This is a genomic window from Gemmatimonadales bacterium (genome assembly GCA_036279355.1).
In the GTDB taxonomy this organism is placed as follows: Bacteria; Gemmatimonadota; Gemmatimonadetes; order Gemmatimonadales; family GWC2-71-9; genus DASQPE01.
In genome coordinates this window covers 1-26,267 of sequence record DASUJH010000009.1, presented here as the reverse complement: position 1 = coordinate 26,267, position 26,267 = coordinate 1, and the positions used below count along the sequence as shown (strand labels likewise).

General features: G+C 69.8%; 26 protein-coding genes. 18 read left to right on the top strand and 8 right to left on the bottom strand.

Annotation, left to right across the window (positions count from 1 at the left end):
- Positions 1-85: 85 nt before the first annotated feature.
- Positions 86-454, bottom strand: coding sequence for a hypothetical protein (locus tag VFW66_02420; protein ID HEX5385536.1), 369 nt, complete (start codon positions 452-454; stop codon positions 86-88).
- 270 nt (positions 455-724) lie between these two features.
- Here VFW66_02420 and VFW66_02415 point away from each other — a divergent pair, with 270 nt between their 5' ends.
- The 3 genes from VFW66_02415 to VFW66_02405 are packed head-to-tail and all read left to right on the top strand — an operon-like array spanning position 725 to position 1,975.
- Complete coding sequence (locus tag VFW66_02415; GenBank protein ID HEX5385535.1) at positions 725-955, top strand: hypothetical protein; 231 nt, start codon at positions 725-727, stop codon at positions 953-955.
- Positions 946-1,083: a hypothetical protein gene (locus tag VFW66_02410; GenBank protein ID HEX5385534.1), complete on the top strand. Its 138-nt coding sequence runs from the start codon at positions 946-948 to the stop codon at positions 1,081-1,083. Before VFW66_02415 ends, VFW66_02410 begins: the two co-directional genes overlap by 10 nt.
- Before the next feature lie 46 nt (positions 1,084-1,129).
- Positions 1,130-1,975 (top strand): arylamine N-acetyltransferase, encoded by an 846-nt coding sequence (locus VFW66_02405; GenBank protein ID HEX5385533.1) that lies wholly within the window; start codon positions 1,130-1,132, stop codon positions 1,973-1,975.
- On the opposite strand, the gene VFW66_02400 is transcribed toward VFW66_02405, so the two are convergent.
- The 5 genes from VFW66_02400 to VFW66_02380 all read right to left on the bottom strand — a co-directional run bounded on the left by VFW66_02400 (position 1,972) and on the right by VFW66_02380 (position 6,914).
- The gene (locus tag VFW66_02400; GenBank protein ID HEX5385532.1) at positions 1,972-2,508 is read right to left on the bottom strand and encodes a nuclear transport factor 2 family protein; all 537 of its coding nucleotides are present in this window, start codon (positions 2,506-2,508) and stop codon (positions 1,972-1,974) included. The two genes, VFW66_02405 and VFW66_02400, sit on opposite strands and share 4 nt — an antisense overlap.
- A gap of 2 nt (positions 2,509-2,510) precedes the next feature.
- Complete coding sequence (locus VFW66_02395; GenBank protein ID HEX5385531.1) at positions 2,511-4,691, bottom strand: protein kinase; 2,181 nt, start codon at positions 4,689-4,691, stop codon at positions 2,511-2,513.
- 84 nt (positions 4,692-4,775) lie between these two features.
- Positions 4,776-4,898, bottom strand: coding sequence for a hypothetical protein (locus VFW66_02390; protein ID HEX5385530.1), 123 nt, complete (start codon positions 4,896-4,898; stop codon positions 4,776-4,778).
- Between the two features lie 452 nt (positions 4,899-5,350).
- Entirely contained in the window at positions 5,351-5,773 is a 423-nt protein-coding gene (locus VFW66_02385) for a DUF5818 domain-containing protein (GenBank protein ID HEX5385529.1), read from the bottom strand.
- A gap of 151 nt (positions 5,774-5,924) precedes the next feature.
- Positions 5,925-6,914, bottom strand: coding sequence for an N-acetylmuramoyl-L-alanine amidase-like domain-containing protein (locus VFW66_02380; protein ID HEX5385528.1), 990 nt, complete (start codon positions 6,912-6,914; stop codon positions 5,925-5,927).
- Positions 6,915-7,021: 107 nt separating this feature from the next.
- Between VFW66_02380 and VFW66_02375 the strand changes: the two genes are divergently transcribed.
- The gene (locus VFW66_02375) at positions 7,022-7,399 is read left to right on the top strand and encodes a PEGA domain-containing protein (protein HEX5385527.1); all 378 of its coding nucleotides are present in this window, start codon (positions 7,022-7,024) and stop codon (positions 7,397-7,399) included.
- 51 nt (positions 7,400-7,450) lie between these two features.
- Here VFW66_02375 and VFW66_02370 read toward each other — a convergent pair whose 3' ends face one another.
- Positions 7,451-10,222 (bottom strand): protein kinase, encoded by a 2,772-nt coding sequence (locus VFW66_02370; GenBank protein ID HEX5385526.1) that lies wholly within the window; start codon positions 10,220-10,222, stop codon positions 7,451-7,453.
- 122 nt (positions 10,223-10,344) lie between these two features.
- On the opposite strand from VFW66_02370, the gene VFW66_02365 reads away from it, so the two are divergent.
- Both VFW66_02365 and VFW66_02360 read left to right on the top strand, forming a co-directional pair.
- On the top strand, positions 10,345-11,676 hold the full coding sequence (locus tag VFW66_02365; GenBank protein ID HEX5385525.1) for an MFS transporter: 1,332 nt from the start codon (positions 10,345-10,347) through the stop codon (positions 11,674-11,676).
- A gap of 152 nt (positions 11,677-11,828) precedes the next feature.
- On the top strand, positions 11,829-12,335 hold the full coding sequence (locus VFW66_02360; protein HEX5385524.1) for a hypothetical protein: 507 nt from the start codon (positions 11,829-11,831) through the stop codon (positions 12,333-12,335).
- A gap of 84 nt (positions 12,336-12,419) precedes the next feature.
- Here the strand turns inward: VFW66_02360 and VFW66_02355 are convergent, their stop codons facing one another.
- The gene (locus tag VFW66_02355; protein HEX5385523.1) at positions 12,420-13,088 is read right to left on the bottom strand and encodes a sulfocyanin-like copper-binding protein; all 669 of its coding nucleotides are present in this window, start codon (positions 13,086-13,088) and stop codon (positions 12,420-12,422) included.
- Between the two features lie 259 nt (positions 13,089-13,347).
- Between VFW66_02355 and VFW66_02350 the strand changes: the two genes are divergently transcribed.
- The 12 genes from VFW66_02350 to VFW66_02295 all read left to right on the top strand — a co-directional run.
- On the top strand, positions 13,348-13,839 hold the full coding sequence (locus VFW66_02350; GenBank protein HEX5385522.1) for a hypothetical protein: 492 nt from the start codon (positions 13,348-13,350) through the stop codon (positions 13,837-13,839).
- Positions 13,840-13,980: 141 nt separating this feature from the next.
- Positions 13,981-15,147: a multicopper oxidase domain-containing protein gene (locus VFW66_02345; GenBank protein ID HEX5385521.1), complete on the top strand. Its 1,167-nt coding sequence runs from the start codon at positions 13,981-13,983 to the stop codon at positions 15,145-15,147.
- 56 nt (positions 15,148-15,203) lie between these two features.
- On the top strand, positions 15,204-15,464 hold the full coding sequence (locus tag VFW66_02340) for a type II toxin-antitoxin system prevent-host-death family antitoxin (protein ID HEX5385520.1): 261 nt from the start codon (positions 15,204-15,206) through the stop codon (positions 15,462-15,464).
- Positions 15,461-15,832 carry a type II toxin-antitoxin system VapC family toxin gene (locus tag VFW66_02335; GenBank protein HEX5385519.1) on the top strand — a complete coding sequence of 124 codons (372 nt, stop codon included), beginning with the start codon at positions 15,461-15,463 and terminating at the stop codon, positions 15,830-15,832. The genes VFW66_02340 and VFW66_02335 overlap by 4 nt, the downstream gene beginning before the upstream one ends.
- Before the next feature lie 60 nt (positions 15,833-15,892).
- Positions 15,893-16,438 (top strand): DinB family protein, encoded by a 546-nt coding sequence (locus VFW66_02330; GenBank protein ID HEX5385518.1) that lies wholly within the window; start codon positions 15,893-15,895, stop codon positions 16,436-16,438.
- Between the two features lie 40 nt (positions 16,439-16,478).
- Positions 16,479-16,877 carry a hypothetical protein gene (locus tag VFW66_02325; GenBank protein HEX5385517.1) on the top strand — a complete coding sequence of 133 codons (399 nt, stop codon included), beginning with the start codon at positions 16,479-16,481 and terminating at the stop codon, positions 16,875-16,877.
- Between the two features lie 7 nt (positions 16,878-16,884).
- Positions 16,885-17,115 (top strand): DUF3565 domain-containing protein, encoded by a 231-nt coding sequence (locus VFW66_02320; GenBank protein ID HEX5385516.1) that lies wholly within the window; start codon positions 16,885-16,887, stop codon positions 17,113-17,115.
- 69 nt (positions 17,116-17,184) lie between these two features.
- Positions 17,185-18,105, top strand: coding sequence for an HNH endonuclease (locus tag VFW66_02315; GenBank protein HEX5385515.1), 921 nt, complete (start codon positions 17,185-17,187; stop codon positions 18,103-18,105).
- 9 nt (positions 18,106-18,114) lie between these two features.
- Positions 18,115-18,561, top strand: coding sequence for a DUF3293 domain-containing protein (locus VFW66_02310; GenBank protein HEX5385514.1), 447 nt, complete (start codon positions 18,115-18,117; stop codon positions 18,559-18,561).
- A gap of 58 nt (positions 18,562-18,619) precedes the next feature.
- A complete protein-coding gene (locus tag VFW66_02305; protein ID HEX5385513.1) occupies positions 18,620-19,435 on the top strand; it encodes a type I restriction-modification system subunit M N-terminal domain-containing protein in 816 nt (271 codons plus the stop codon).
- Between the two features lie 567 nt (positions 19,436-20,002).
- On the top strand, positions 20,003-23,272 hold the full coding sequence (locus tag VFW66_02300) for a PD-(D/E)XK nuclease family protein (GenBank protein HEX5385512.1): 3,270 nt from the start codon (positions 20,003-20,005) through the stop codon (positions 23,270-23,272).
- Positions 23,269-26,267 (top strand): UvrD-helicase domain-containing protein (locus VFW66_02295; GenBank protein HEX5385511.1); only part of this gene is annotated, 2,999 nt, incomplete at its 3' end. The genes VFW66_02300 and VFW66_02295, both read left to right, overlap by 4 nt.

Here is a 26,267-nt window from a genome sequence, read left to right as displayed (position 1 = left end):
GGCGGGGCCGCTGGATTCTTGCGATTACCGCCGCGCTCGCGGCCGCGGCCTGCGCCGAGCCGACGGCGCCCGACCGTCCGGTGACTCAGGTCCTCAAGAAGTCCACCGATTCCGGCTCGATCGTCAATCTCGGCTCGCTCGGCGGCAAGAAGAGCAGCGCGGGGTGCCCCGTGCGGCGCATGAAGGCGTGCTTGGCCACCTCGCTCCGTTTGAGCCGTCCGTGGCGGTCGCGCGGGCCGGGCGACGCCGGCGGGCGCGCCGCCCTCGGCGCATGTACGTGCAGTCGCGGCGCGTGCGACCGGTGGAACGGCGCTGGCCGGTAGTGGTGCGGCGTGTACGCGTGCGACCGGTATGAGTGGCTCCCGCCATAGCCATGGCTCCCTCCGTGGTGCTGCGCGCTGCACGGCGCCGCCGCGGCGATCGAGAGGACCAGCGCCAGGCGCAGGATCCGCATATTGTGCTCCGGAGATCGGGACGCTGGTAGTGTATTACACCCCTCTGACACTGGAAGGTCGGTTCCTGGTCGCGCGGCCGCCGGGATCGGGAAGCCGATGGATGCGCGGGCGGGTGAGGAACGCGACGACCTCTATCCCGCGCAGTGACCGCTCGCGCGCAAGCTGTGGGCGAGCTCGGCCCGAAGGACCGGAGCCGCGCCGGGGGCGGCGGGTGCGCCATTGACGGTGACCACCGCCGGGCGGAAAATTGGAGGACGCTTGGAGGCCGCGTGGCAACCCTGAACATCAAGAACCTTCCCGACGCGCTCTACGGAAAGCTCCAGGCGCGGGCCCGGCGCCAGCACCGTTCGCTTGCCCAGGAGGTCACCCACATCCTGACGAAAGCGGTCCAGGCGCCGGAGCAGCATGCGATCACCGAGCTGCGCGGGCTCGGCAAAGAGCACTGGATTGGCCGGGATGCGGTTCGGCACGTGGAGGCTGAGCGTAACTCGTGGGATTGAGCGCGGCACTCAAGGTGGGCCGAACGGCGGTCGACACCGCGATCTTCATCTACTTCATCGAGAAACACCCCGATCTGACCAAGATCGAGCCCTGCCGGAGCTGCCCGGAACGCGAGTCGTCCAGTTGAAGGACTATCTGCCGCGTCGAGGCGGCCACCGAACGGTTCGGGGCCCGTGAGCGTGTCGACGGTAAATGCCTCCGGCGGGGAGATCGACCTCCCCGCTTACTTCTCCCGCATCCGCTACGCGGGCGCCGCCACTCCCACCATCGACACCCTCCGCGCCATCCACGCGCGCCACGCCGAGGCGATTCCTTTCGAGAACCTGAACCCGCTCGCCGGCTGGCCGGTGCGGCTCGACCTGGGCTCGCTCCAGCAGAAGCTCGTGCGCGACGGACGCGGCGGCTACTGCTTCGAGCAGAATCTCCTCTTCAAGCACGTGCTCGAGGCGCTGGGCTTCCGCGTCACCGGCCTCGCGGCCCGCGTGCTGTGGAACATCCCCGCCGGCGTCGTGCGCGCCCGTACGCACATGCTGCTTCGCATCGATCTCGACGACGGGCCCCGGCTCGCCGACGTGGGTTTCGGCGGCGGCACGCTCACCGGGCCGATACGGCTCGAGCCCGACATCGAGCAGTCGACGCCGCACGAGCCATTCCGGCTTATGCGCGTGGGTCAAGAGTTCGTGATGGAAACGAAGATCGGCGGCGAGTGGAAGGCGCTCTACCGGTTCGGGCTCGACGAGCATCTGCTGCCCGACTACGAGCTGAGCAGTTGGTACCTGTGCACCCATCCGGCGTCCGGCTTCAGGTCCGGCCTCATGGCCGCGCGGGCCGCGCCCGACCGCCGCTACGCGCTGCGCAACAACGAGCTTGCGGTGCACCACCTCGACGGCCGCACCGAGCGGCGGACGCTCACGAGCGCCGCCGAGCTCCGCCGCGCGCTGGAACTTCCCCTCGGCGTGCGGGTGCCCGATGCGCCCGCGCTCGACGCCGCGCTCGCGCGACTCGTGCAGCCTCTCTAGCTCGCGCCCGCCTTCGGCTCCGCCGCCCGGTTCCACATCTCGCGCTTCACCCGCCACACGCTGTCCACCTCGCGGTGCAGCACGAAGAGCATCTTGCCCCGACCGTCGAACGTCTTGCCTCCGCCCAGGTCCACCACCTGGTGCTCGGTGCACCACTCGGAGGCCCAGGCGCCGGACACCTCGAGACCGAAGCAGTGCTGCTCGTAGCTCTTCATGTGCGCGCCGGACATCCGCGCGGTGACGCCCTCAAGAAATTTTGTGATGGCGGGCTTCCCCACGATCGGCTCCGCGCCGGGCAAGAGGCTGATTCCGTCGTCCGCCCAGAGCGCAAGTGTGGCCCCGTTGTCCATGTGACGGGTGGCATCGGCGAGTGCCTGATTGAAGCGCTCGACGCCGGCCGCCGCAGCGCTGCCTGCTGCGCCAGACCGCGGGTGGGGCCGGGCCGCCTGCGCGGCGAGCGCGGACGGCGTGAAGGCCGGCGCACACCCGAGCGCCGCGGCGACCGCCGCGGACATCGCACGCGCGAAACGCATCCTCATCCCCCGGAGAGCAGTTTCTGAAACCGCTGATCCTTGCGCAACGGATCCAGATCGGAGTCGTGCTCTAACCACGCCCAGTGCCCGAAGCCGTTCTGAATCGCGCGCTCGAGGCAGGCGATCGCCTGCTCGACATCGCCCGCCCGCGCGTAGACGCAGGTGACGTTGTAGAGCACGCCCGAGTCGTCGGGGTCGAGCGCCAGCGCCTGCTTCACGAGGTCCAGCCCCCGGTCCATGCTCCCGATCCCGCAGTGCGCGCAGGCACCGAGGATGAGGGCCCGGGATTCGTCCGGATTCAACGCAAGCCGCGCCTCCGCCAGCTCGATCGCGCGCCGGTTGGCCGCGTCCGCGTCGGCGTGACGGCCGAGCGCGTGATAGACCTGCGGCAGCAGGCTCGGACACTGATAATCCTCGGGGCGGAGCGCCGCCGCCTCCTCGAACAGCCGCGCGGACTCCTCGTACTTTCCCTCGGCCAGGCATGCCCGGGCAAAGAAGAAATACGCCTCGAAGAGCTTGGGCTTGAGCCGGATCGCCTCCCTGAACTCCGCCGCGGCCTCCGCGAACTCCTTGCGCAGCGTGAGCGCGAGCCCCCGCGCGGCGTGCGCCTCCGCCAGCTCGGGGTCAAGTGCCAACGCGCGGCGGCTGTAGCTGTCGGCCCCGTCTATGTTCGCTTTGCTCGCGTCCCACCAGGTGTAGAGCGACGAGCAGCAGTCCGCGGCGCCGGCGTGGGCGAGCGCGTAGTTGGGATCGATCTCGAGGGCGCGCTCGAACATCCGGCGGGCGTACTCGATGCCCTTCTTGCGCCACTGGTGGAAGTACTGCCGCCCGCGCAGGTAGAAGTCGTACGCCTGCACGTTGTCGGTGCCCGCCTTCTCGATCGCGCGCTTCTCCTTGTCGCTCAGCACCACCCGGAGTGCCTTCACGATATTGTCGGCGATCTCGTCCTGGATGGCGAAGACGTCCTCCAGCTCGCGGTCGTAGCGGTCGGACCAGAGCTGGTAGCCGTTGGTGACGTTGATGAGCTGCGCCGCGATGCGGAGCCGGCTGCCCGCCTTCCTGACGCTCCCTTCGAGCACGGTGCCGGCGCCCAGCTGCTCGCCCACCTTGCGTACGTCCTGGTGGCCCTTGAAGGCAAAGGCCGAGGAGCGCGATGCCACGTTCAGCGCCTCGATCTTGCTCAGCGCGTTGATGATTTCCTCGGCCACGCCCTCGCAGAAGTAGTCCTGGTCTTTCTGCGGGCTCATGTCGGCAAACGGCAGCACGGCGATCGACTTCCGGTCGGGGCGCGCCGGCACCGTGACAAGGGTGGCCTCGGGCGGCGTGGCGACCCGCGGCGAGCTCAGCGCCTGCACCACCTGCGACGCCGTGGCGTACCGCTCGTCCGGATCCTTGGCGAGGGTGCGGGTGACCACCTGCTCCAGCTCCTGGCTGACTGACGCGCGCGCCGAGCGGACCGAGGGCACCGGATCGGTGAAGCGCTTCATGATGAGCGCCTGCGCGGTGGGCCCCGCGAACGGGGCCGAGCCGGCGAGCATCTCGAACAGCACGCAGCCCAGGCTGTAGATGTCGCTCCGGCCGTCCGGTTCGTGCTCGCCCGACGCCTGCTCGGGACTCATGTAGGCGGGCGTGCCGACGGCGAGCCCGGTCTGGGTCAGGTTCTCGCCACCCGCGGCGCTCACCGCCTTGGCGATGCCGAAGTCGGTCACCATCGCCTCGCCCTCGTGGAGCATCACGTTTTCCGGCTTGATATCGCGGTGGACGACGCCGTGGCGGTGGGCGTAGTCGAGGGCCGCCGCGACGTCGCGCGCGATGCGGACCGCCTCCTCGACCGGAAGGGGCGTTGCCCCGTGGAGCCGGTCGCGGAGCGATTCGCCCTCGACGAACGGCATTACGTAGTAGAGCAGGGTTGGCGCGCCGTCGGAGCCCTCGACCTGGCCGGAGTCGTAGAGCGGCAGGATGTGCGGATGCTGCAGGCGGGCCGCGATCTGGATCTCGCGCAGGAATCGCTCGGAGCCCAGACTCACGGCCAGCTCGGGGTGCAGCACTTTCACGGCGACCCGGCGGCCGTGCTTCAGGTCCTGCGCCAGATACACCATGGCCATGCCGCCGCGGCCGATCTCGCGCTCCACCTGATAGCGGTTGGCGAGGGTGGAGCGGATCCTGTCGTGGAGTTGGGTCATCAGGAGCAAATGTACCGCGCGGACGGGAAAAGCAAACCGCCCGCGGGAACACCGCGCAGCAAACCGCCCGTAGCGCGCACCGGCCTACCGAACCATCGCGCGCAGCCGAGCGCTGTACGCGCGGCTCGAGGTGAGCCGGCTGCCGTCGCGCAACTTGAGCACGTACTCGCCGTGGAAGTACGGCTCCATCGCGGCGACGCGGTCCACGTGGACGATCGCTCAGCGTGAGCGCGCTCATCTGGCCCAGCCGGCTATGGCCCGTGGTGTCGGTGACGACGATGCGCTTGGCGAGCTCGGGGTGGAGCGCGCGGGTCATGCGGTCGGCGTCGCCCGCGTACCAGCCCTCGATGTAGTCCATTGCTGCCGCCCGGATGCCGGCTGAATCGGCGGCTGCGGTCTGGGCGCGTCCTTCCGACGCGAGGGCTGAGACCACGAGGGTGAGGGCGGGGAGGATGCGCCGCGCGCAGATGGCGGCCGCGCGCGCGGAGGAGGAGCGACGGGGCATGGTGCACTCCGGTGGCTGGTTCGAGCGACAGGTTATGGCGGCCGCGCCGAGGGCTCAACCATCCCGGGACGAAGTGGCCGCGGCGCGGGACGGGCCGGCCGGGAAAGGCAAACCGCCGCCTCTTGCGGGGCGGCGGTTCGAGTGGAGCGGTGGGTCACTTACAGTCGGTGCCCAGCATCTTCATGGTGGAGACGTTCAGCGCCGGCGCGCCGGATTGCTTCATCGCGCCGGTGTCGTGCGCCATCGCCGTGTCCTTCATATCGCCCTTCGGCATCCCGGTGTCGCTCTTCATGTCGTGCGACATGCCGGTGTCCTTCGCCATCCCGGTCTCCATCGCCTCCGACGTGCCGGTCACCGTCACCCGGTGGCCGACGTGGTTCTCCAGTTTGACCGAGCTGCTGGTGAGCGCGTAGGTGTTCCCGTCCGCATCGGTGATCGTGTAAGTGCCCTCGGCGCTGCCTTTGGCGATGCAGCCGGTGACGCTCGTGGGTTCCTGCGCGGCCGCCGGCGCGGGTGCCGCGAGCGCGACCGTGAGGAGACCCACAGCCGCCAGCAACGCTTTGCTCGTCCGATTCATGGTCCCTCGCATTCGCGCCCCATCCAGGGGGAGGGCGATCGGGCCGCGGGGCGGTTCGGGGGCGCGTCGTCCCGCCGGGCCGTGCACCAATCTACGGCGCCGACCCGGATTCGGCTTCATCACCCTTGTGACACGGCGCGAAACGAAACGGTCAGGCGCGGAGCGGGCGGGCCACGAGGATACCGGTGCAGCGGCGGATGGCGGCGACGTACTCGGGCAGGGTGGCGCGCGTCACTTCCACCACGCCGCCCGAAAGCGGCGCGTGGAGCACGCGCAGGACGCCGTCTCCGCCCCGGTGCGCGAATGCCGAATGGGTCACGTCGAGTCCGGGAGTCGAGGTGGCGAACGCCAACACGTCGCCGTTCTCGATCCGGTCGACCACCTGGGCCACGCGCGCCGCCGGCACCACGTGGCGGGGATTCGCATCGAGCCGGCGCTCGATCGCCTCGAGCTTCCGGAGCACGACGTCGTTGGCGAGCGCGGGATAGCTCGCGCGGTGCGCCGTCATGAAGCGGAGGGGGCGCGCGTCCTCCATGCCACCCAGCTCCGCGCCCCAGTCGCGCACGAGCCCGCGGCGCGCGCCGTCGGAAATCCACTCGCTGAAGTAGTGCAGCCGTGAGACGTAGCCCCGGCGTTCGCCGCCGCGGTAGCGCATCCGCTCGACTTCGCGGCCGAAGCCAGCCCACGTGGCCGCGTCCGAGTGCTCCGCCACGCGCGCCACCGCGAGGCACGACTCGACCAGCGTCACGCAATCGAAGCGGGTGAGGGAGAGCGTGAGCGGCTCGGTGGCGTTCGGGCTGCCGCCGGCCTCGAGGTAGGCGTCGAGGGTGCCGGGGACGTAGGGAGAGCCCGCGGCCATCTCGCCCACGCGGATAGCGTCGGGTCCGCACGCGTCGCCCATCGTGCGGCGGCCCTCGGTGCGGACGGCCGCGGTCCAGGCGCGCAGGCGTTCGTGATCGGGATCGGGCGAGCGGAGCGCGGACGAGCGCAGCGCGGGCGAGCGGCTCGCCGCAACTAGCGGCGCCGGGATCGCGAGCGCAGCCACGACCGCCGCGGCGCGTTGCAGCGCATCGCGCCGGGAAATCGCATGATCGTCGAAATCGCGAGCGGCCCGGGCCCCGGGCTGCGCCGGCAGGTCCATCGAGCATCGTCCACCGAAGCGGGATTCCGAAATAGAACCCGCTGTCACACCCCTCCGCCACTCTTCGCGCACCCCAATCCAGGGGCCCCTTCACACAGGAGCAGAGTATGCGCTGGTTTGCCGCGTTCTGTACTGCCGTGCTGATGACCGGGTGCGCGAGCGTGATCGGAAGCAAGCAGGCCGACTTCTCGTTCAACTCCAACCCGCAGCAGGCGCAGGTGCTGGTCGACGGCAACGCGATGGGCGAGACGCCGCTCAAGGTGAAGCTGTCGAATACGAAGGCCCACACCATCACGTTCAGGAAAGAGGGGTACCAGGACGTGAGCTGTCAACTCGAGAAGGGCACCGATGCCGGATGGGTGGTGCTCGACGTAGTGAGCGGGCTCGTGCCCGTCATCATCGACGCGGCCACGAACAACTGGAGTCAGACGAAGTCGCACGAGTGCACCCGGACGCTGGCCCCGGCGGTCGCGGCGGCGCGTTGATCCGGCGCGTTCACCGGGATGAGCCGGCGCGACCAGCAGATTGCGCCGGCTCTACCTGACCGCGACGAGCTGCTCGAACCCAGGTGTGTCCTTGAGCGGTGCCCACAACGGATCGGCCCGAAGCCGCGCCGCCGAGAGGTACGACGGCGCGGCGAGCACCCCGCGCAACTGCTCGACCGCCGCGGCACGGTTGCCCTGAAGCATGTAGGCCCACGCGAGCACAACATGGCCCTCCTGGCCGTACACCGCGTCCTTGGACGGCGGCAGCAACGCGAGCGCTCGCTCGGCCGCGGCGATGGCATCCTTGCCCTGGCCGAGCACCGCGTACGCCTGCGAGAGCGTCGTATACACGAACACGTTCTCTTCGTGTCGCTGAATGGTGGCGAGGGCCTCGGTGCGCGCCGAGTCCGCATACGCCCGCGCCACTGCCAGCTCGCCCCGGCGATAGTGCACCGTTGACTTGAATCCGAAGTAGAAGACGGGCACGCCGCTGAACGCCGCCGGCGTGAGCCGCGCCACATCCGCCTGGTAGGCATCGTCGGCGGCGAGAAGGTCGAAGCAATCCCCGTAGCTCTTGGTAGCCGCGAAGCGCGCGAACTCGAACCGGCCCAGCCCCTCGCGCATGAGGTCACGGGCCTTTCCGATGTCGCCCTTCCAGTTGACGGCAACGGCCATTCGCAAGGCATAAACGTCGGGTGAATCCGGGGCGAGTTCGGCGGCTCGCTCGAGCACCCGTTCCGCATCCGCGTAGGCCCGCATCATGAAGTAGGTGCTTGCGAGGTCGAAGAGGTCGTCCACCGAGCGCGGGTCGAGCGCGGTAGCGTGGGTGAAGCTGGCCACGGCCTGCTCCCACTTACCCTGCCGGCGCTGCACGAGGCCGGCGGCGTACGCTGCGTCGGCGTTGTTCGGCTCGAGCCTGGATGCCGCCGCGAACTCGTCGAGCGCCGCCGCATAGTCGAGCTGGCCCCAGTAATGGAAAAAGCCCATCGCGACATGCGCCTCGGGGAGATCGGGCCCGAGTGCGAGCGCGCGTCGTGCCTCGCGCTCGATGCGCGCGGCGTGGGCGGCCGAGCGGTCGTTGCCGAACCAGTAGGTGAACGCATCGGCGCGGGCGAGCCGCGCCCACGCGAGCGCGAAGCTCGAATCCGCGCCCAGCGCGCGCCGGTAGAGGTCGGCCGCCAACTCGATGTCGGCCATCCTCTGGCGCTCGAAGTACTCGTTGCCGCGCAGGTAGTAGTCGTAGGCCTCGGTGCTGGTCGTGGGCCGGGCCGACTCACGGGCCGCCGCGCCCGAGCCGAGCGCCACGTTGAGCGACTGGGTCACACGGCCGGCGATATCCGCCTGCACCTGGAACACGTCGGTGAGCGCCGCGTCGAACGGCTCGGCCCACTTGGTCGTGGGCGAGCTGCCGGAGGCCACCTTGATAAGCTCCGGGCTCACCCGCACCCGGCCCGCGCCGCCGTTACCACCGGCCACGCCGCCACGCTCCCAACGGATCGTGCCGACCAGGAGATAGTCGACGCCGAGGTCGCGCGCGATCTCGGGCAGCTCCTTGGCGGAGTGGCGATACTCGTTCGAGCTGCGGCCGGCGACGACCTCGAGGCCGGGCACGGCGGCGAGCTTGCCGCGCAGCTCATCGGTGATGCCATCGGCGAAGTACGCGTCGGCCGAGTCGCCCTGGTTCTCGAAGGGAAGCACGGCGAGCCGCTTGGGCCGGCCGGCCGCGTCGTCGGCCGCGCCGCGCGAGCGGCGCCAGGCGAACAGCACGCCGAGTCCGATAGCGAACCCGAGTGCCAGCATCGCGGCGGCTATCGGAATGCGCGGCCGTGTGCGGCGCGGCGCGGCCGTTGGCATGGGCGCCGGCGCGGCAGGGTTGGATGCGGTAGGCATCGGCGCTGCCGCCGCTGCGCCGGGAGGCGTCGCGATGGATGGTGGCGCGGAGCCGGGCACCGGTGTCGCGACCGTCGGCACCGCGACCGGCGTGATCGCCGGCACCTGGAGCGCCTGCGCCAGCTCGATGGCGGTGCCGAACCGATCCGCCGGGATCTGCGCGAGCGCCCGCTGGATCGCGTAGTCCACCGCCTCCGGCACCACCGGCCGCACCCGCCTCACGCTCGGCACCGGGTCGCTGAAGCGCTTGGCCATGATCGCCTGCGCCGAGACGCCGGTGTACGGCGGCTCGCCCGCGAGCATCTCGTAGAGCACGCAGCCCAGACTGTAGATGTCGCTGCGGCCGTCGATCGCGTCGCCCGCCGCCTGCTCCGGGCTCATGTACGCGGGGGTGCCGACCGCCATGCCGGTTTGCGTGAGCGCCTCCGCCGGCGAGCCGCCGAGCGCCCGCGCGATCCCGAAGTCGGCCACCAGCACGTCGCCGCGGCGGGTGAGCAGGATGTTCTCCGGCTTCACATCGCGATGCACCACGCCGTGCTCGTGGGCGTAGTCGAGCGCGGCCGCCGCTTCGCGTGCGATCCGGAGCGCGTCGTCCACCTGGAGCTGGCGCTCGCGGGTCAGCCGGTCGCGCAGACTCTGGCCCTCGACGTAGGGCATGGTGAACCAGAGCTGGCCCGCGGTCTGTCCCGAGTCGTGGACGGTCAGGATGTGGGGGTGCTGCAGGCGGGCGGCGACTTCGATCTCGCGGTGAAAGCGGTCGGCGCCGAGGCTCGCGGCCAGCTCGGGCAGCAGCACCTTGAGCGCCACTGGCCGCCGGTGCTTCTGGTCCTGGGCGAGGAAGACCGTGGCCATGCCGCCGCGTCCGAGCTCGCGCTCGAGCGTGTACTGGCCCGACAATCCGGCCTGGAGCTGCGCGTGCAGCGAGTCGGTCAAGGGTCTAGCATACTCACGAAGCCGCGGCGGAACCAGAGCGCGCGCCCCGGGAGCCGCGCCGGCCATTTGCAGCACCGGCTCTCGACCTGTAAGTTCGCCGCACCGCCATCCCACAGGTTTCGATGACCACGACCACGCTGCCGATCATTCCCGCTGGCGTGATCACCCAGGAGTTCCGCACGCCGAGCACGGTCCGCCGCGGCATCGTGGCGGGTGTCGTCGGCAACATGCTCGAGTGGTACGATTTCGCCCTCTTCGGTTTCTTCGCCCGCCAGCTCGGCGCGCACTTCTTTCCCGCGGACAACCCGACCTCATCGCTCCTCGCCGCGTTCGGCACCTTTGCCGCGGGGTTCGTCATGCGCCCGGTGGGCGGCGCGCTTTTCGGCTGGGTGGGCGACCGGTTCGGGCGGAAGCAGGCGCTCATCTGGTCGGTGCTCGCGATGGCGTTCCCGTCGTTCTTCATCGGGCTCCTGCCCGATGCGGCGCGAATCGGCGTCCTGGCGCCAATGCTGCTCGTGCTCCTCCGGCTGATCCAGGGCGTCGCCGTCGGCGGGGAGTACATGGCGTCGGCGGTCTTTCTGGTCGAAGGCGCGGCACCGGGCCGCCGCGGCTGGATGGGAAGCTGGGGACCGTTCGGCGCCGCCGCCGGTACGCTGCTGGGCTCGGCGGCGGGCGCCATCGTGAACGGCGCGCTCTCGCCCGAGGCCGTGATGGCGTGGGGTTGGCGCGTTCCGTTCCTGATTGGATTGGTGGTGGGACTCGGCGGCCTCGCAATCCGGCGACACTACGTCGAGCGCGTTCCCCACCAGCCGCCGGCCAAGTCTCCCCTCGGCGAGGCGTTCCGCGCGCACTGGCGGACAATCGCGCATCTCGCGTTGCTCGTCGGAGGCCTCAACGTCGGCTTCTACACCACGTTCGTGTATTCATCCACGTGGCTGGAGCAGGTGGCGCAAGTGCCGGCAGCGCGCGCGCTCGGCATCAATGCGGCGGCGATGGCGCTCATGCTCGTGATTTCTCCCGTTGCCGGCGCCGCGAGCGACCGGCTGGGCCGGCGTGCAGTGCTCGCCTGGGCGGCCGGCGCGCTCACGCTCCTCGCGTACCCCGCCATGAGGCTCATGATGCGCGGCACGCCGGCCGCGATCCTCGCCGGCGAGGCGGGGCTCGCGCTCTCGATCGGCGCGTGCGGCGCCGTGCTGCCGGCCGCGATGGCCGAGCTGGCGCCCTGGCGGGTGCGCTGCACCGTGCTGTCGGTCGGCTACAATCTTTCGGTCGCGCTGCTCGGCGGGTCGACGCCGATGGTCGCGGCGTGGCTCGTGTCCCGAACACAAGTGGCGCTCGCGCCCGGCGTCTACCTCGCCATCGCGGCGGCGACGTCGCTCGTCGCGGCCGCACTGCTGCCGGGCACGGCGCGGCACAGCGTCACTCAGGAGTTCAAGACGGCGCGGCTCCGGTGAGATTGCAGCCCGCGGATCCGATTCCTATATTGGCGCCGCACCTGCATCACACTGGAGCAGTTATGAGAACCTCACGCCTTCTCCTCGTGGCCGTGGGCGTCTTTCTCCCCTCGGCCGTTATCCCCGCCCAAGCTCCATCCAAGTCCCAGAAGATGCCGGACGCCGAATTCATCCGCCAAGCGGCCAGCGGCGGCCCGCGGGCGATCTCGAGCGATGCCGCCATCGTCCGAATTGAGAAAGCCGGGAGTGTCACCACCCTGCGCCCCGGCACGAACGGCTTCACCTGCACCCTGATGCCGGACGGAACGAACGCGCCTTTCTGCGGCGACAAGCACGCGTGGCCGTGGATGGTCGCGGCCATGACGCGGCAGCCGAAGCCACCCAACACCGAGCCCGGCGTATCCTATATGGCGCAGGGCGGCACGCACTTCGAGACGCCCAATGGCGAAGTTGTCATGGAGCCCGGGCCGAATACCCGAGCGGTCAAGGAGCCGCCACACTGGATGCTGATGTGGCCGGTCGATCCGGCGACGAGCGGCCTGCCCACGAAGCCCAATCCGATGGGCGTGTACGTCATGTTCGCGGGCACGCCGTATGCCCACCTGATGGTGTATCAGAATCCCGGCCAGTTGAAGCCGGCACCGAGCACCGAGGAGTAGCGCGGTCCGGCGGAGTGCGGCAGCGGGATCGGAGGCGGTGGGGTCGAGGACCCCGCCGCCGCATCGCTTCAGATCAGCGGGAATTCACTTCCCCGCGCTCACCCCCGCCTGCCCGCTGCTCGAGACGACGAAATGGGTCCACATTCCGGTGGCCGCGTGGCCCGGCATGTAGCACACAATCGTGTAGCTGCCCGGCTTGTCCGCCGTGAAGGTGATCTTGTCGGACTTGCCCGGCTGCGTGCCCTGCGCCGGGTTGGTCGGGTTCGGTGTCACCGCGCCGGGGAACGCAGGTTGGGGCGTGATCGTCGCGTCGAAGTTGCCGGTGCGGGTGTCGACGCCGAGGCTGTGCGCGAGCACCGGATCGTCGTTCTTGAAGTCGATCGTGATCTTGTAGCCCGCGGGCACCGTGATCGTGGTGTCGCCGTTGGTGAATCCGTTGAAGTTCCAGTGATTGTTCACCGGCGTCTTGCCGGCCTGGATGTCCATCGAGACCGTCTTGGCGCCCTTGTCCACCTTCATCCAGCCCGGCGTCGTGATCGAGCCGCTGGCACCAGCGCTCGCGCCCGAGCTCGAGCTGGTGCTCGAGGTGTCGGCGCCGCTCGCCATGCCGGGCGTTGCCGCCGAGTCGGCCGGCGCGCTCTGGGCGTTCTGCATCGAGCCGTTCGATCCGCCGCTGCTGCCGCCGCCGCCGCACGCCAGCGCCGAGATCGCCGCCGTGGCGACGGCCGCCATCCATCCCATTCCGTGTCGCATCGCAAGTTCCGCCTCTCAGAGAGTTCAATCGTGGGTTCGTTTGTACCACGCGAATCGACACCATCGCGGCGGACGGGACCGTGAGCCGGATCACACGGCCCATGCCGCGTCCGGCGAGCTGCCTTCGGCGCGCGACGGTTTCGAGCCCCGCGCATCGGGCATATGGGAGCCCATGCGTTCCGGCGCCGTCGCCGGGATGGCGGCCGCCCGTGTGGGCGGGTGCGGCTTCCGATAGAGGCAACTCGAGAGGAGGAACTCCATGACCATGATGCTCTTTGCGACCGCCGGGCTCGGGCTCGGTGCGTTGCTCGCGCTCGGCACGCCGGCCGAACGGCCCGCGCCGGTGCAGGTGAATTCCCGCGCGGCAGTGCGCTCCACCGCCGATACCACCTCGGCGCTCGCGAAGCGGCTCACCGGCACCTGGAAGGGCCACGGCACCGACGCGAACGCCAGCCAGGCGCAACCGCTCACGATGAAATGGAAGGCGGATTCGGACGGCACGATGACGGGCACCATCATGCCGAAGGGAGAGCCCAGCTACGACGTGAACGTGGTGTGGAAGTCGGACACGGCGTTCATCTACGAATCAGCGCCGCACCAGAGCAAGTCGCTCGACGAGCCGGTGGTGACCCGCACGCTCGCACAATTCAAGGGCGACTCGCTGGTGGGCACGTACGAGATGCGGCCGGCGCACAAGGACAAGCCGCAGTCGCTCAAAGGGAGGTTTGCGCTGACGAAACAGGGGAAGTAGCGGGCAGACGCAGGCGGCTCAAATAAGGGGCGGCGGCCGCCGCCCCTCGACATGGGGGACGGGCTTCTTAGGTTCGGGGCTGGCCCGGCGGAGCGATGCGTCCGCGGGCGACTCAGCTACGCCGATCGAAGGAGCCAGCCCATGCCGACATCTCCTCCCAGCATCTCCGATCTCGACTTCATCGTGGCCGGCGCGACGCCGACCAGCCGCCGCCTCTTTCTCTCGCGCGCCTCGGCCCTCGGCATCGCGCTGCCGAGCATGGGCGCGGCGCTCGCGGCGTGCACGCGGACGGAGCCGCGCGGCGGAGCGGGCGGAGCGGGCACCCAGCGTCCCGAGCGGCACGAAGGCGAGCATGGGGAGGAGCCGGAGCACGCCGCGCACAATCCCGACAGCCGGCTCGACACGGCGCTCCATCACCCGCGGCACCCCACGTCGGCGGTGCCCGGCGCCACCGCCGGCGCGGCGAGCGTCGAGTATCACCGGCGCGACGCGGAGCTACCGCCCGCCGCGCCGGGCAAGGTGAAGCGCATCCACATGACGGTGCGCGAGACGCCGGTGCGCATCCGGCCCGATCTGGTGGTGGCCGCGTGGACCTTCGACGGCGATGTGCCCGGGCCCGTCGTCCACGTCCGGCAGGGCGACACCGTGGAGTTCACGCTCACCAACGAGGGCGTGATCCCCCACTCGATGGACTTCCACGCGGCGCAGATCGATCCCAAGATCGCGTTCCGGTCGGTGCCGCACGGCCAGTCGGTGTCGTACACCTTCCGGCCGAAGTACGCAGGCGCCTTCCTCTATCACTGCGGCACGTCGCCGGTGCTCATGCACCTGGGCTCGGGGATGTTCGGGGCCATCATCGTGGACCCGCCCAAGCCGCTCCCGCCCGCGAAGGAGTTCGTGCTGGTGCAGAACGAGTACTATCTCACCGAGCCGCACGACGGCGTCGCCGCATTCAGCTATGCCAAGGCGCTCTCGCTCCTCCCCGACGTCGTCTGCTTCAACGGGCGCCCGACGCAGTACCAGGACGCGCCGTTCGTGGTGAAGCGGGGGGACCGGGTGCGTTTCTACGTGGTGGACGCGGGACCCACGCATCCCTGCGCGTTCCATGTGGTGGGCGAGCAGTTCGACACGGTGTATCTGGGCGCCCCGCCGGGGAACGCGTTCCGCGGGGTACAGACGTTCAACGTCGCGGCGGGTGGCGGGATGATCTTCGAGCTGGTGGCCGACGTGGCGGGGGACTTTCCCTTCGTCAACCACGCGTTCGGGCACGGGCAGAAGGGGGCGATCGGGGTGCTGCGGGTGGAGTAGGGGCGCAGCTTGACCAATTTGGTCAACTGGCATAGCTTGCCGGCGAGGAGGGCTCCATGACCCGCAAGCGAATGGTTCGCGAGACCGTGAGCCTGTACCAGGCCAAGACCCAGTTGTCGCGACTGGTAGACCGGGCTGCTGCCGGCGAGGAAATCGTCATTGCCAAGTCGGGCCGGGCCAGGGCGCGACTGGTGCCGCTCGAGGACCGCCGCTCCCTTCGGGTGCCCGGCAAGGGCAAGGGCAAGTGGCGCGTCGGCCGGAACTTCGACGCGCCGCTGCCCGAGGATGTGGTCCGCGCCTTCGAGGGCGGCGAGTGAACCTCTTGCTCGATACGCACGTCCTCCTCTGGTGGGATGAGGGGGTGCGACTTGCGGCCGAGGCGCGCCGCGCCATCGAGCAGGCGGGCGACGTGTACGTGAGCGCGGCGTCGGCCTGGGAGGTGGCGATCAAGGTGGGGCTTGGCCGGCTCAGGCCGCGCCGCACGGTTGAGGAAGCGGCAGCGGAGTCCGGATTCGAGGAGCTGCCGGTCACGTTTCGTCATGCGGCCCGCGTAGCTGAGCTGCCGCCGCACCACCGCGACCCGTTCGATCGGCTTCTGGTGGCGCAGGCGCTCGAGGAAGGTCTCTCACTGGTGAGCCGGGACGCGGCGCTGGGCTGCTATGGCCTAACCGTCGTCCGCGCGTAGCTTTGAGGCACGATTCCACCCATATCTCCAGCGGCCCACCTCCCACGCGGAGTCACGACGATGCGGACACTATTCCCACTCGCGGCACTGGCACTCTGTTGTCTCACCGGAACGGCGGCGGCGCAGGACGGAGCGCCGGCATCGCCCGTCTCCGACGCGTTCCGCGCCACCGCCGAGCGCGACGCGAAGAACCTCACGGCGGCGGCGGAGGAGATGCCGGCCGCCAAGTACGGGTTCAAGCCCACGGCAGCGCAGATGACGTTCGGCGGCGTGATCGCGCACCTGATCGAGGGGAACGACTATCTCTGCTCCAGGATCAGCGGCGAGGACCCGCCCAAGCGTGAGGAGCTGGCCAAGACGGCCAAGAAGGCGGAGCTGGTGAGCCGGCTCAAGGAGACGTTCGACTTCTGCACCTCGTCGCTCGCCAACGTCCACGACGGCGATCTGGACGCGAAGGTGAAGTTGTTCGGCGATCGGGAGTTCTCCAAGGCGTCGGCGATGTTCATCACCGCGCAGGACTGGGCGGACCATTACAGCCAGTTGGCCGTGTATCTTAGGTTGAACAGGCTGTTGCCGCCGACGGCAAAGAAGAAGCAGTCCGAGTAGGCGGCGGTCCAGGGCCCTCGGATTCCGAGGGGGTGGTACGATGGCAAAGAGATGGTATCTGGGTTTGGCGCTCGCGGCGGGCGCGCTTGGCGCGGTGGCCTGCGGCGACAATGGGGCGGGGCTCACGGCCCCGCCGTCGGTGCTCAAGCGGGTGGAGATCCACGACAACAGCTTCACGCCGGAGACGGTGGCGGTCGTGGTGGGAGGCGTGGTGCAATGGAGCAACTTCGGTCCGACGGATCACACGACGACGAGCGACGCGGGACTCTGGGACAGCGGCCGGCTGGCCGCGCCGCGGATGAATACGGCGATGTCGGGGCTTTCGGGCGGGACGTTCGAGTTTCAGTTCAACACTCCGGGGACGTTCACCTATCACGATGCGCTGCACCCGCCGTCGCAGGTGCCGGGGTTCACGGGTGCGGTGGTGGTGACCCCGTAGCGGCGTGGTGAGCGAGCCGGACGCCGGGGGCGCCGGGGGCGCCGCGCGCGGCCAGCCGCGGCGGATCGTGGGGTTTCATCGGGACGACGAGGGCCAGTGGGTGGCCGACCTCGAGTGCGGCCACACGCAGCACATGCGTCATGAGCCGCCGTGGCAGGTACGGGAGTGGGTGACGACGGAGGTGGGGCGGGCGAGGTTCGTGGGGCGGGTGATATCGTGCGTGGCGTGCGAGAAGTGACGGCGAGCGCGCGAGGTCCTCTTGCGCGTCGGCGAGGCGCGAGCGAGTGTTACCCATCTCCCCGACCTCGTGAAAGCATTCGTCGCAGTCACCGACCGGGACTGGTACGACTTCCTCCGTCGCCGCCCGGACCTCGATGAGGTGAATTTCTGGCAGCCGGGCGGCGGGCGGCAGTTCCGCGCGCTCGAGCCCGGGCAGCCGTTTCTCTTCAAGCTGCATTATCCCGACAACTTCATCGTCGGCGGCGGGTTCTTCGCGCACGCGTCGCTCTACCCGGCGAGCCTCGCATGGGAGGCGTTCGGGGACAAGAACGGCGCACCGTCGTTCGGCGAGATGCGGCGGCGCATCGAGCGCTATCGAAGGGTCGGATCCGATCCGCACCACGACTACACGATCGGCTGCATCATTCTCGAGGAGCCGTTCTTCTTTCGCCGCGACCAGTGGATTCCGGCGCCCGCTAGCTTCTCGGCCAATACGGTCGTCGGGAAGAGCTACGACCTGCGCGAGGGCGAAAGCCGCCGCCTTTGGGAGGATGTGATGACGCGGCGGCAAGGGAGCCCGCTCGCGGTTGCGGGCGTCTCAACTCCTCCGATGTTCGGCGATCCGATCCCGGTTCGGCCGCGGCTCGGCCAGGGCGCGTTCCGGGTGAAGGTGACGGATTCCTATCAGCGGCGTTGCGCCGTGACGCTGGAGCGGACGCTCCCGGTGTTCGAGGCGGCGCACATCCGGCCGGTGGCGGATGGCGGACAGCACCGGGTCGAGAACGGGCTCCTGTTGCGGTCCGACATTCACACGTTGTTCGATCGCGGGTACGTCACCGTCACACCGTCGTATCAGTTTCAGGTGAGCCCGCATCTCAAGCAGGACTGGCAGAACGGCCGGGTTTACTACGAGCTCGACGGCCGCCGGATCGACCTGCCGCAGGATCGGGAGGAGTGGCCCGGACGGACGGCGCTGGAGTGGCATGCGGATGTGGTGTACCGCCGCTGAGCGTTGGCTGTGAGCGGCCGCCGCAATGAATGGAGCGAGGCGTTCGCTCGCACGATTCTGGAGTTCGATCAGCAGCCACGGCTTTCGATTGATCTGCGCCGGCCGGTCGATGCGGCGCTCGCCGCGGCCTTGCGTGCGCTCGGTCTCGGGGAGCGTTTCGCGGTAATCACCGCGTCCAACCCGCGCGGCCGTCTGGTGGCCGCGGGGCCGAACGAGCGGCGGCGCCAGCGCCTGCGGGAGCGGATCGATGGCCTCGGAGCCGCATGGCGACCGGCGGACGGGATCTCGGCTGACGGTGGCCATCGCGAGCGCGGCTTCGCCGTGCGCCTGGCGCTGGAGGAAGCGCAAGCGCTGGCCGCCGAATTCGAGCAATTGGCCCTGTTCTGGTTTGACGGAGAGGCGTTTTCGATCGTGCCCGTGCTCGCGAAGGGGCCCGTGATGCGGCTTCCTCAGTAGAGGCGGGCCACGCCGGCCGTCCGGCCGGCACGAGCAATACCTGATTCGGAGAAGAGGATTGGCAAGACGGGGGAAGAAATCGGCGGCCGCCGCGAGTACCGGCGCCACCGTCGGCTACGAGGCGCAGCTCTGGCAGATGGCCGACGCGCTGCGCGGCTCGATGGACGCCGCCGAGTACAAGCACGTCGTCCTCGGCCTGATCTTCCTCAAGTACATCTCCGACGCCTTCGAAGAGCAGCACGCGAAGCTGGTCGCGGATAAGAAGAGCGGCGCCGACCCCGAGGACCCGGACGAGTACCGCGCGCTTGCCATCTTCTGGGTGCCGCCCGAGGCGCGCTGGTCGCATCGAGTGCGCTTGGCCAATCATTGCACTTTCCTGACCGTGAAGATTCCCGTCGGATGGGAGCACGGGACGCGCGCAGTGTGGGAGCTTGAGCAGGTACTTGAGGACCACGAGGTCCGCAGGTTCCGGCAGCGTGGTGCGCTTCGCACGGGAGTGGATGTCGTCGACCACCTGAGTGGAGATGCATGTCACGCCCTGCTCGATTTTGGCGTGCGGAGGCTATTCTGCGCTGGATGGGCCCGCACAGTTCGGTATGTTCTGGAATGTGCTGATCTCGGCCATGTTGAGCTCGATTTGATCCGGCTGCCACGGGGGCGAACCCTCTACGAGGCGGAAATCGAAGAGCCCGACCGACTCATCCGTGAAGGCCTCGTGCGATTCATTCGCGAACTCGCTCCATCAGCGGCCCCGGTAGCCATAAGCAAGTTTTGGGCGTATCCGCGACGCACTCCGAGGGGGCGGCGAGGCACCGACGCCGGTTCCCGGTTGAGGCCTGCATGCGCAGATTTGCTTGTCGGGAACGCATCGTGAAGGCGCGAGTAGTCAGGACGAATAGCAGCATCCAATTCCTCGGAAGTCTGCCCTCGGGTGTGTTTGGCACGCCGGAGTTGAATGCCCTATGGTGCGTGTCTCTGACGTCGAATGGCCGGCTCTCTGCACGAGTGCGGTGCGGTACGCTCTCCGTTGGTGAGTGGGGCAATGGCTCGCCTTCGCTTCGCTGTTCTAAGCGGGGATCTGGTCAAGGCAGTGATCCCGATACGCGCGGGTTGGCTCGCCGCAGCCGCTCCATCGAGCCGCCGATCTCCGACGCGCTTCGACGGATAGCTATTGCGGTCTTCACTTTTCGCCGGCCCCTGCTGAGCCTGCGCGTAGAACGGCAACCGGCAGCTTCGGGCTGATCGCGCTGGCCATTGGGCTGCCCGCGAGCAACGTATCGGCAATCGTTCGGCGAGCCGCTGGAAACCTGTCCCCTGTCACCCCCGCGCGTTACCTTCTCCTGACACCCGGCCCCTCGCCGGCAACTCCCGAAGCACCGCTGCACCGACCCAATAGCCGTGCCCGCGCCCGTCCGGCGCCGCGCGGCCGAACCGACTCCGCATGCCCGACCCGCGGCAGGCCACAGTCGAGGTCGTCGTCGCCACCGATCCGCACCGGCTCTTCGAGCGCGCGGCGGAGGGGTTTCTCGCGCCGCGTGAGCCGGCGGGCGCATCGGCGACACGCGGACCCGGAGCAATCGCGCCGGGATCGGCAGCGCCCCCGTTCCCATCCCCCCGTTACCTCCTCGCCCTCCGCCAGGGCGGCCTCCGCGACGACCTGATCCGCCTCGCCGCCGCGCGCGGCATCCCCGGATGGCTCGATCCGCCGCTCTGCACTTTCGCCGAGCTGCCCGCGCGACTCGCGCAGACGGCGCTCGAACCGTGCGATGACTTCGAGCGCAGCGTGATCCTGGGCGGCGTTCTCCGCGGCCACTCCGGCGACGTGTTCGGCCGGCGCCACCGGCCGCAGGACTACATCGACGCGCTCGACCAGCTCTTCCGCGAGCTGGTGAGCGAAGGGGTCACCGCCCCCCCCTTCGGTGCCGCCCTCGAGCGCCGCGCCGGCCGCGACGCGTTCGAGCGCGAGCGCGACCACGAGCTGGCCGTCATTTACGCCGAGTACCTGTGGCAACTCGCCAAGCCCGATCCGAAGACCGGCCGCATCCGCCGCGATGGCCGCGACGGCCTCCTCGATTGCGCCGCCGCCATCGCCGCCGATCCCGCAGCCCTCGCCCAGCGGCTCGGCGGGCGGCGCGAGCTGCGCCTCTTCGGCCTCCAGGACCTCCGCGGCGGATGGCGCACGCTGCTCCGCACGCTCCAGCAAAGCGGCGCGCTCGACCGGATCGCGATCTACACCGCCGAGCCGCTCGACTTGGGCGACGGTTTCGATCCCGCTCCCGTCGTGATCCGGCTCGAGGAGCCCGAGAGCGTCGCGACCCGGCTCTTCGCATCGCCGGCCGCACGCGCCGGCTCCACGCCCGCCGCGGAACGACCGGAGCATGCCGCGGCTCCGAGCGCCGCCCCCATCTCCGTCATCGCCGCCCCCGACGCCGAGCGTGAGGCCGAGGAGGTCGCCCGCCGGGTGCGCGCGCTCGCCGACGCCGGCGTGCCGCTCACCCGCATCGCCGTCGTCGCCCGCCAGGCTCGGCCCTACGCCGACCTCGTGCTCGCGGCGCTCGACCGATTCGGCGTGCCCGCCACCGCGCGCCGGCGCCTCTCGCTTCACGAAGTGCCTGTCGTGCGCGCCGTGCGCGCGCTCATTTCCGCCGCGGCCCAGGGCTGGTCGCGCCACGCGCTCGCCGAGCTGGCCGAGCAACCGTACTTCGAGTGCCGGCTCGACGCGCAGATGATCAACTTCGCCGGGTTCCGGCGCCGGATCTCCGACCTCTTCTCCTGGCGCAGCGCGCTCAACAATCTGGCGCGAGAGGCCGAAGCCGACGAGCAACGCCGTGCCGGGGCCAACGGCGACGATGGCGAGCGGCGCATTCCGCTTCCCCCCGCGAGCCGCGCGAGCGCCGCCGCCGCATCGTTCGCCGCCTTCTACCAGCATGCCCGCGAGCTGGACAAGACCAGGACTCTCGCGGACTGGGTCGCGTGGCTCAAGCAGTTTCTGGCCGACGATCTGTGGGGCATCGAGCGTTGCATGCGTCGCGTGCCCGGCGAGCGTTGGGACGTGGTCCGCGTGGATCAGGCCGGCTGGAAGTGGCTCACCACCATGGTGGACCGCTGGGGCAAGGCGCTCGACCGCTGGGGCGGAGCCGCCGCGCCGCTCGATGCGCGCGAGTTCTTCGAGCAACTGGAAGACCTGCTCGACGGCGACGTCGCCCTCTGGACCGAGATGCAGCGCGGTGTGCAGGTGCTCGAGGCGTTCGCCGCGGCGTACCGGTCGTTCGACCACGTGTTCATCGTGGGACTCGCGGGCGGCGCGATGCCGCTGCCGCTCCCCGCATCCGCCATCCTCCACGAGCACGAGCGCGACGCGCTCTGTACACAAGGCCTTCCGCTCGAGCCGCGGACGACGTGGGACCACCGCGAGCGCGAGCTCTTCCGCATCCTTGTGGCCGGCGCGAATCGGCTCACCGTGTCGTACCCCGCCGTGGACGCGGCCGCGCGCGAGACGGTGCGCTCCCCGTTCATCGACGCCCTCGGCGACGTGGCGGCGCTGTCGGGAGCCGGAGACGCCGAGCGCATCCCGAGCTCGCGCGTCGTCACTCCCGGCGTCCGCCTCTACGCCGATGATGCGGCGCTCGCGCGCGGCCGCGCCGCCGCCCGGATCGAGTGGGAGCGCGCGGGCGGGCTCCTCACCCCCTGGAACGGACGAATCGAGGATCCGGCCCTCGTCGGCCACCTGGCCCAGGCGCTCGGCGACGACCGAATCTGGAGCCCGACGCAGCTCGAGTCGTTCGCGAAATGCCCCTGGGCCTACTTCTCCGCCCGGCTGCTCCGGCTCGAGAAGCTGGAGGACCCGGACGAAGAGATGGACAACGCGACGCGCGGCTCGCTGCTGCACGACGCGCTGCGGCGGTTCTATGCCAAGGCGCGCGACAAGGACGGAAAGCCGCCGTTCCTGCGCACCGCGGATCTCGACTGGGCGCTTCCGCTAGCCAAAGATGCGCTCCGCGAGACTATGGAAGACGCACGCGGCAGGCGCTGGCTCGGCAACGAGAAGCTCCTGCCCGCGAAGACGGCTGAGCTGTGGCGGATCCTGCGGCGGTTCGTCGCTTGGGAGGCGGAGCAGCATGAGGACATGTACAACAATCGCATGAAAGTCTCCGGCTCGATCCGCACTGCCCCAGACGCGCACGAGCTGCCGTTCGACGACATCGTGCTCGACCGAAACGGCGTGCGCTTCCACTTTCGAGGCTTCATCGATCGCGTCGGCGTGGGCGTAGACGAGCGCTTCGATGCGAGCGGGTTCGTCGCTGCGGTTGATTACAAGACGACCAAAGGCGCCGCACCGGGCGGAGGGGAGAAGAAGGCGTGGGCGGACGACGTTGTGCTTCAAGTACCGCTCTACGCGTACGCGCTCTCGCAGCTCGAGCCCGACAAGACCGTAGCGCGCGTGGAGTACCGCGCGCTCAAGACGCCCGAGGCCGTGCACTCGCTCGAGCTGTATCGGTACGATCGCAAGGCGAAGCAGGTCGTCGAGAACCCGGAGGCGGTCGCCCAGCTCGAGCGCGCGCTCGACGCGGTGAGCGAGCACGTCCTCCGCGCCCGCAGCGGCGAGTTCCCCGCCGCACCCGCCGAATCCTGCGGCTGCCCGTTCTTCTGCCATGCGCTCGAGATCTGCCGCGTCGCCGGCGGCCCCAAGGTCGAAAAACACTTCTCATGAATCGGCCCACGCCGCGCCAATGGGACGCGATCCGCGCGGTCGACGAGCACCTCCTCGTTACCGCTGGTGCCGGCACCGGCAAGACCACCACCGTTGTCGGCCGCATTCTCTATCTGGTCGGCGCCGAGATCGAAGGCGAGCGCCTTGCCGAGGAGCGTCGCGTAAGTCTGCGTGACATCGCCGCCATAACCTTCACGAACGCCGCCGCCGCCGATCTCAAGGCAAAGCTCCGGACGGAGCTGCGTGCCGCCGGCTTGGGCGACGTCGCATACGAGGTCGACGGCGCCCGCATCGGCACCATCCACGGCTTCTGCGGCGCCATCCTGCGCGAGTTCGCGCTCCGCACCCATCGCAATCCCGCGATGCGCGTGCTCGAGGAAGGCGAAGGCGCGGCGTTCGTGGCCGAAACGGTCCACGAGGCGGTGCTTCAGGCGCTCGAGGACGACGATGTGCCCGGCATCAATGAGCTGTTCTCCGTCTGGACCGTGGGCGAGGTCGAGGATTGGCTCTGCGACCTCGCGGCAGACGGCATGCGTCTCGACCGGATCGCGGCAAAGGCCGGAGAGCTGGGGCCGCTCGAGCGTACCGTGGTCAAGCTCGCGAACCTCGCTCGGACCGCGGTCGAGCAGCGGCTGCTGCGAACGTCGAGCGTGGACTTCGGTCGGATGATCGCCTGGACCCGCGATCTCCTTGGCGGTTATCCGCTGGCGCGCCGGGCGCTCCAGCGGCGCATTCACACGCTCATCGTGGATGAGTTCCAGGACGTGGATCCGGTGCAACAGGAGATCGCGTGGCTCCTGGGCGAACCCGAATCGCGCCGCGCCGACACCACGCGACTCATGCTGGTAGGTGACCCCAAGCAGAGCATTTACCGATTCCGCCGCGCCGACGTGACCGTGTGGACCGGCGTGCGGGACGCATTCGAGACCGCGGGCCTCGGCCGCACCGTTCCGCTGGATGTCAACTTCCGCTCGGTGCCCGGCGTCCTCGGCATGGTGGACGCGACGGTGGGCCCGCTGCTTGACCGACCCATCGGCGGCGGCGCGTTGCAGGCGTTCGAGATCAGCTATCTGCCGGTCGAGCCGAGCCGCCAGGGCGACGGCGCAGCCGTCGAGCTGCTTGCGGTGCACACGCCGAAGGGCGTCAACTCGGGCGCGCGGCGTGCCGCCGAGGCCGAGGCGGTGGCAGCGCGCGCCGTCGAGCTCAACGCCGAGGGTGTGCCTTGGGGGAAAATGGCCGTGCTGCTCGCGGCGACGACCGACCTCGACACCTACGAGGCCGCGCTCCGTCGCGCCGGCGTCCCCACCTACGCGCTCGCGGCCGAGGGATTCTACGAGCGGCGCGAGGTACTCGACCTCCTGCTTGCACTCGAGACGCTGCGCGACCCGCAGGACGACCGCGCACTCTTGGGCTTTTTCCGGAGCCCCTTCGTGGGGCTCAAGGACGAGACGCTGTTCGACATCGCACGCCAGGCACAGCAGCCGTACTGGAACCATCTCGATGGGGTCGCGGTGGGCGAGCAGAAATTGCTGGAGTGGGGCAGGGCGCTCGTCCGCGAGCACGCAGCGCTCCGCGACCGCATCCCTACGCATGGGTTGCTGGAGCGCCTGCTCGACCGGAGCGGCTACCGCGCGCACCTCGTGGCGCTCGGCCGAGAGCGGAGCCAGGCGCTTGCCAACGTCCGAAAGCTGGTTGGCATGGCGCGCGGGCTTCGCGATCTCAGCGCCGGCGACTTCCTGCGCGTCGTGCGCGAGATCAGCGAGCGGGGCGACCGCGAGGGCGACGCGCGGCTCTTCAGCCAGGGCGAGGACGTGGTCACGATTACCACGATTCATAGCGCCAAGGGACTCGAATGGGACGTGGTGTTCTGGTGCGACCTCGCGCGGGCAAGGGACAACAAGACGCCGCGCATGGTCCTCGGGCGCGAAGCGATCGCGCTCAAGGACCCCGACGTGTCGAAGACGGAAGGGCAGCCGGCGGCGTACCGCGCCCTCCTCGCACAGGACCGTGTGGAGGACGACGCCGAGCGGAAGCGGCTCTGGTACGTAGCGATGACCCGGGCGAAGGACCGGCTCATACTCGCGGGATTCGGGACCGAGCGGATGCCGGTCGGATGCCCGGGCGCGGCGATTCTCGGCGAGCTGGGGGTGGAGGAGTTGGCTGGTGGTGAGCCGGTCGCGTACCGCGATCACAAGGGCAACTCGTACGAGGCGCCGGTGCGGATGGTAACGGCCGGCGGGAGCGCGGCCGCGGCCGGGACGGCAGACGGCGACGAGAGCGCTGACGATGACGAGAGCGCTGACGATGACGAGAGCGCGAGCAGCCGCGGCGGGCGCGCCGGGATCCTGGCCGCTCGCGATCCGTTTATCGCCGCACCCGTTCCGCCGTTCGCACCGCCGCTCGCCGCCGTGCCCGGCCGCCCGCGCCACTCGGCCACCGAGCTCATGCTGTTCACCCGCTGCGAGCGGCGCCACTGGTTCCGCTACGTCGCCGGCCTGCGCGAGCCCGAGGTGAAGCGCACCGGCGCCGAGTTTACCAACGCCGTCGCGCGAGGACAGATCGTGCACGACGTGTTGGAGCACCTCGCCGCGGAGGAGGAGTTCGGCGAGCTGCTCGACGCGGCGATCGGCCGGTGGGACGAGACGGCGCCACCGCCGGACACAGTGCCGGGGCGGCGATACCGCGACGAGCTGGCCAAAATCATCAAGACGGTGAGCAGCCGCCCCGACTACCGCGCGCTGGCCGACGCGCCGGAGCATCGGAACGAGCTGCCGTTCCTCCTCATCACCGGGCCCGATGCGTTCGTCGAAGGGAAGATCGACCTCGCTGCGGCCGCGGGCGATGGACTCGCGGCGCTCGACGTGAAGACCGGCGGCGGCGATGCCGAGGCGGCGCACCGCAAGGCGGAGCGGTACGCGCTCCAGCGCGATGTGTACGTAAGCGCGCTCGACGCCCTCAGCGGGCGGCCGGTCGAGCGCTTTGCCTTTCTCTTTGC

What these genes read in the sequence shown, in the direction of transcription:
- VFW66_02340 (HEX5385520.1), top strand. Translation starts at nt 15,204, where the DNA reads ATGACCCGCAAGCGAATGGTTCGCGAGACCGTGAGCCTGTACCAGGCC.
- VFW66_02300 (HEX5385512.1), top strand. Translation starts at nt 20,003, where the DNA reads ATGCCCGACCCGCGGCAGGCCACAGTCGAGGTCGTCGTCGCCACCGAT.
- VFW66_02365 (HEX5385525.1), top strand. Translation starts at nt 10,345, where the DNA reads ATGACCACGACCACGCTGCCGATCATTCCCGCTGGCGTGATCACCCAG.
- VFW66_02330 (HEX5385518.1), top strand. Translation starts at nt 15,893, where the DNA reads ATGCGGACACTATTCCCACTCGCGGCACTGGCACTCTGTTGTCTCACC.
- VFW66_02385 (HEX5385529.1), bottom strand. Translation starts at nt 5,773, where the DNA reads ATGAATCGGACGAGCAAAGCGTTGCTGGCGGCTGTGGGTCTCCTCACG.
- VFW66_02350 (HEX5385522.1), top strand. Translation starts at nt 13,348, where the DNA reads ATGACCATGATGCTCTTTGCGACCGCCGGGCTCGGGCTCGGTGCGTTG.
- VFW66_02420 (HEX5385536.1), bottom strand. Translation starts at nt 454, where the DNA reads ATGCGGATCCTGCGCCTGGCGCTGGTCCTCTCGATCGCCGCGGCGGCG.
- VFW66_02400 (HEX5385532.1), bottom strand. Translation starts at nt 2,508, where the DNA reads ATGCGTTTCGCGCGTGCGATGTCCGCGGCGGTCGCCGCGGCGCTCGGG.
- VFW66_02355 (HEX5385523.1), bottom strand. Translation starts at nt 13,088, where the DNA reads ATGCGACACGGAATGGGATGGATGGCGGCCGTCGCCACGGCGGCGATC.
- VFW66_02360 (HEX5385524.1), top strand. Translation starts at nt 11,829, where the DNA reads ATGCCGGACGCCGAATTCATCCGCCAAGCGGCCAGCGGCGGCCCGCGG.
- VFW66_02375 (HEX5385527.1), top strand. Translation starts at nt 7,022, where the DNA reads ATGCGCTGGTTTGCCGCGTTCTGTACTGCCGTGCTGATGACCGGGTGC.
- VFW66_02380 (HEX5385528.1), bottom strand. Translation starts at nt 6,914, where the DNA reads ATGGACCTGCCGGCGCAGCCCGGGGCCCGGGCCGCTCGCGATTTCGAC.
- VFW66_02345 (HEX5385521.1), top strand. Translation starts at nt 13,981, where the DNA reads ATGCCGACATCTCCTCCCAGCATCTCCGATCTCGACTTCATCGTGGCC.
- VFW66_02395 (HEX5385531.1), bottom strand. Translation starts at nt 4,691, where the DNA reads ATGACCCAACTCCACGACAGGATCCGCTCCACCCTCGCCAACCGCTAT.
- VFW66_02325 (HEX5385517.1), top strand. Translation starts at nt 16,479, where the DNA reads ATGGCAAAGAGATGGTATCTGGGTTTGGCGCTCGCGGCGGGCGCGCTT.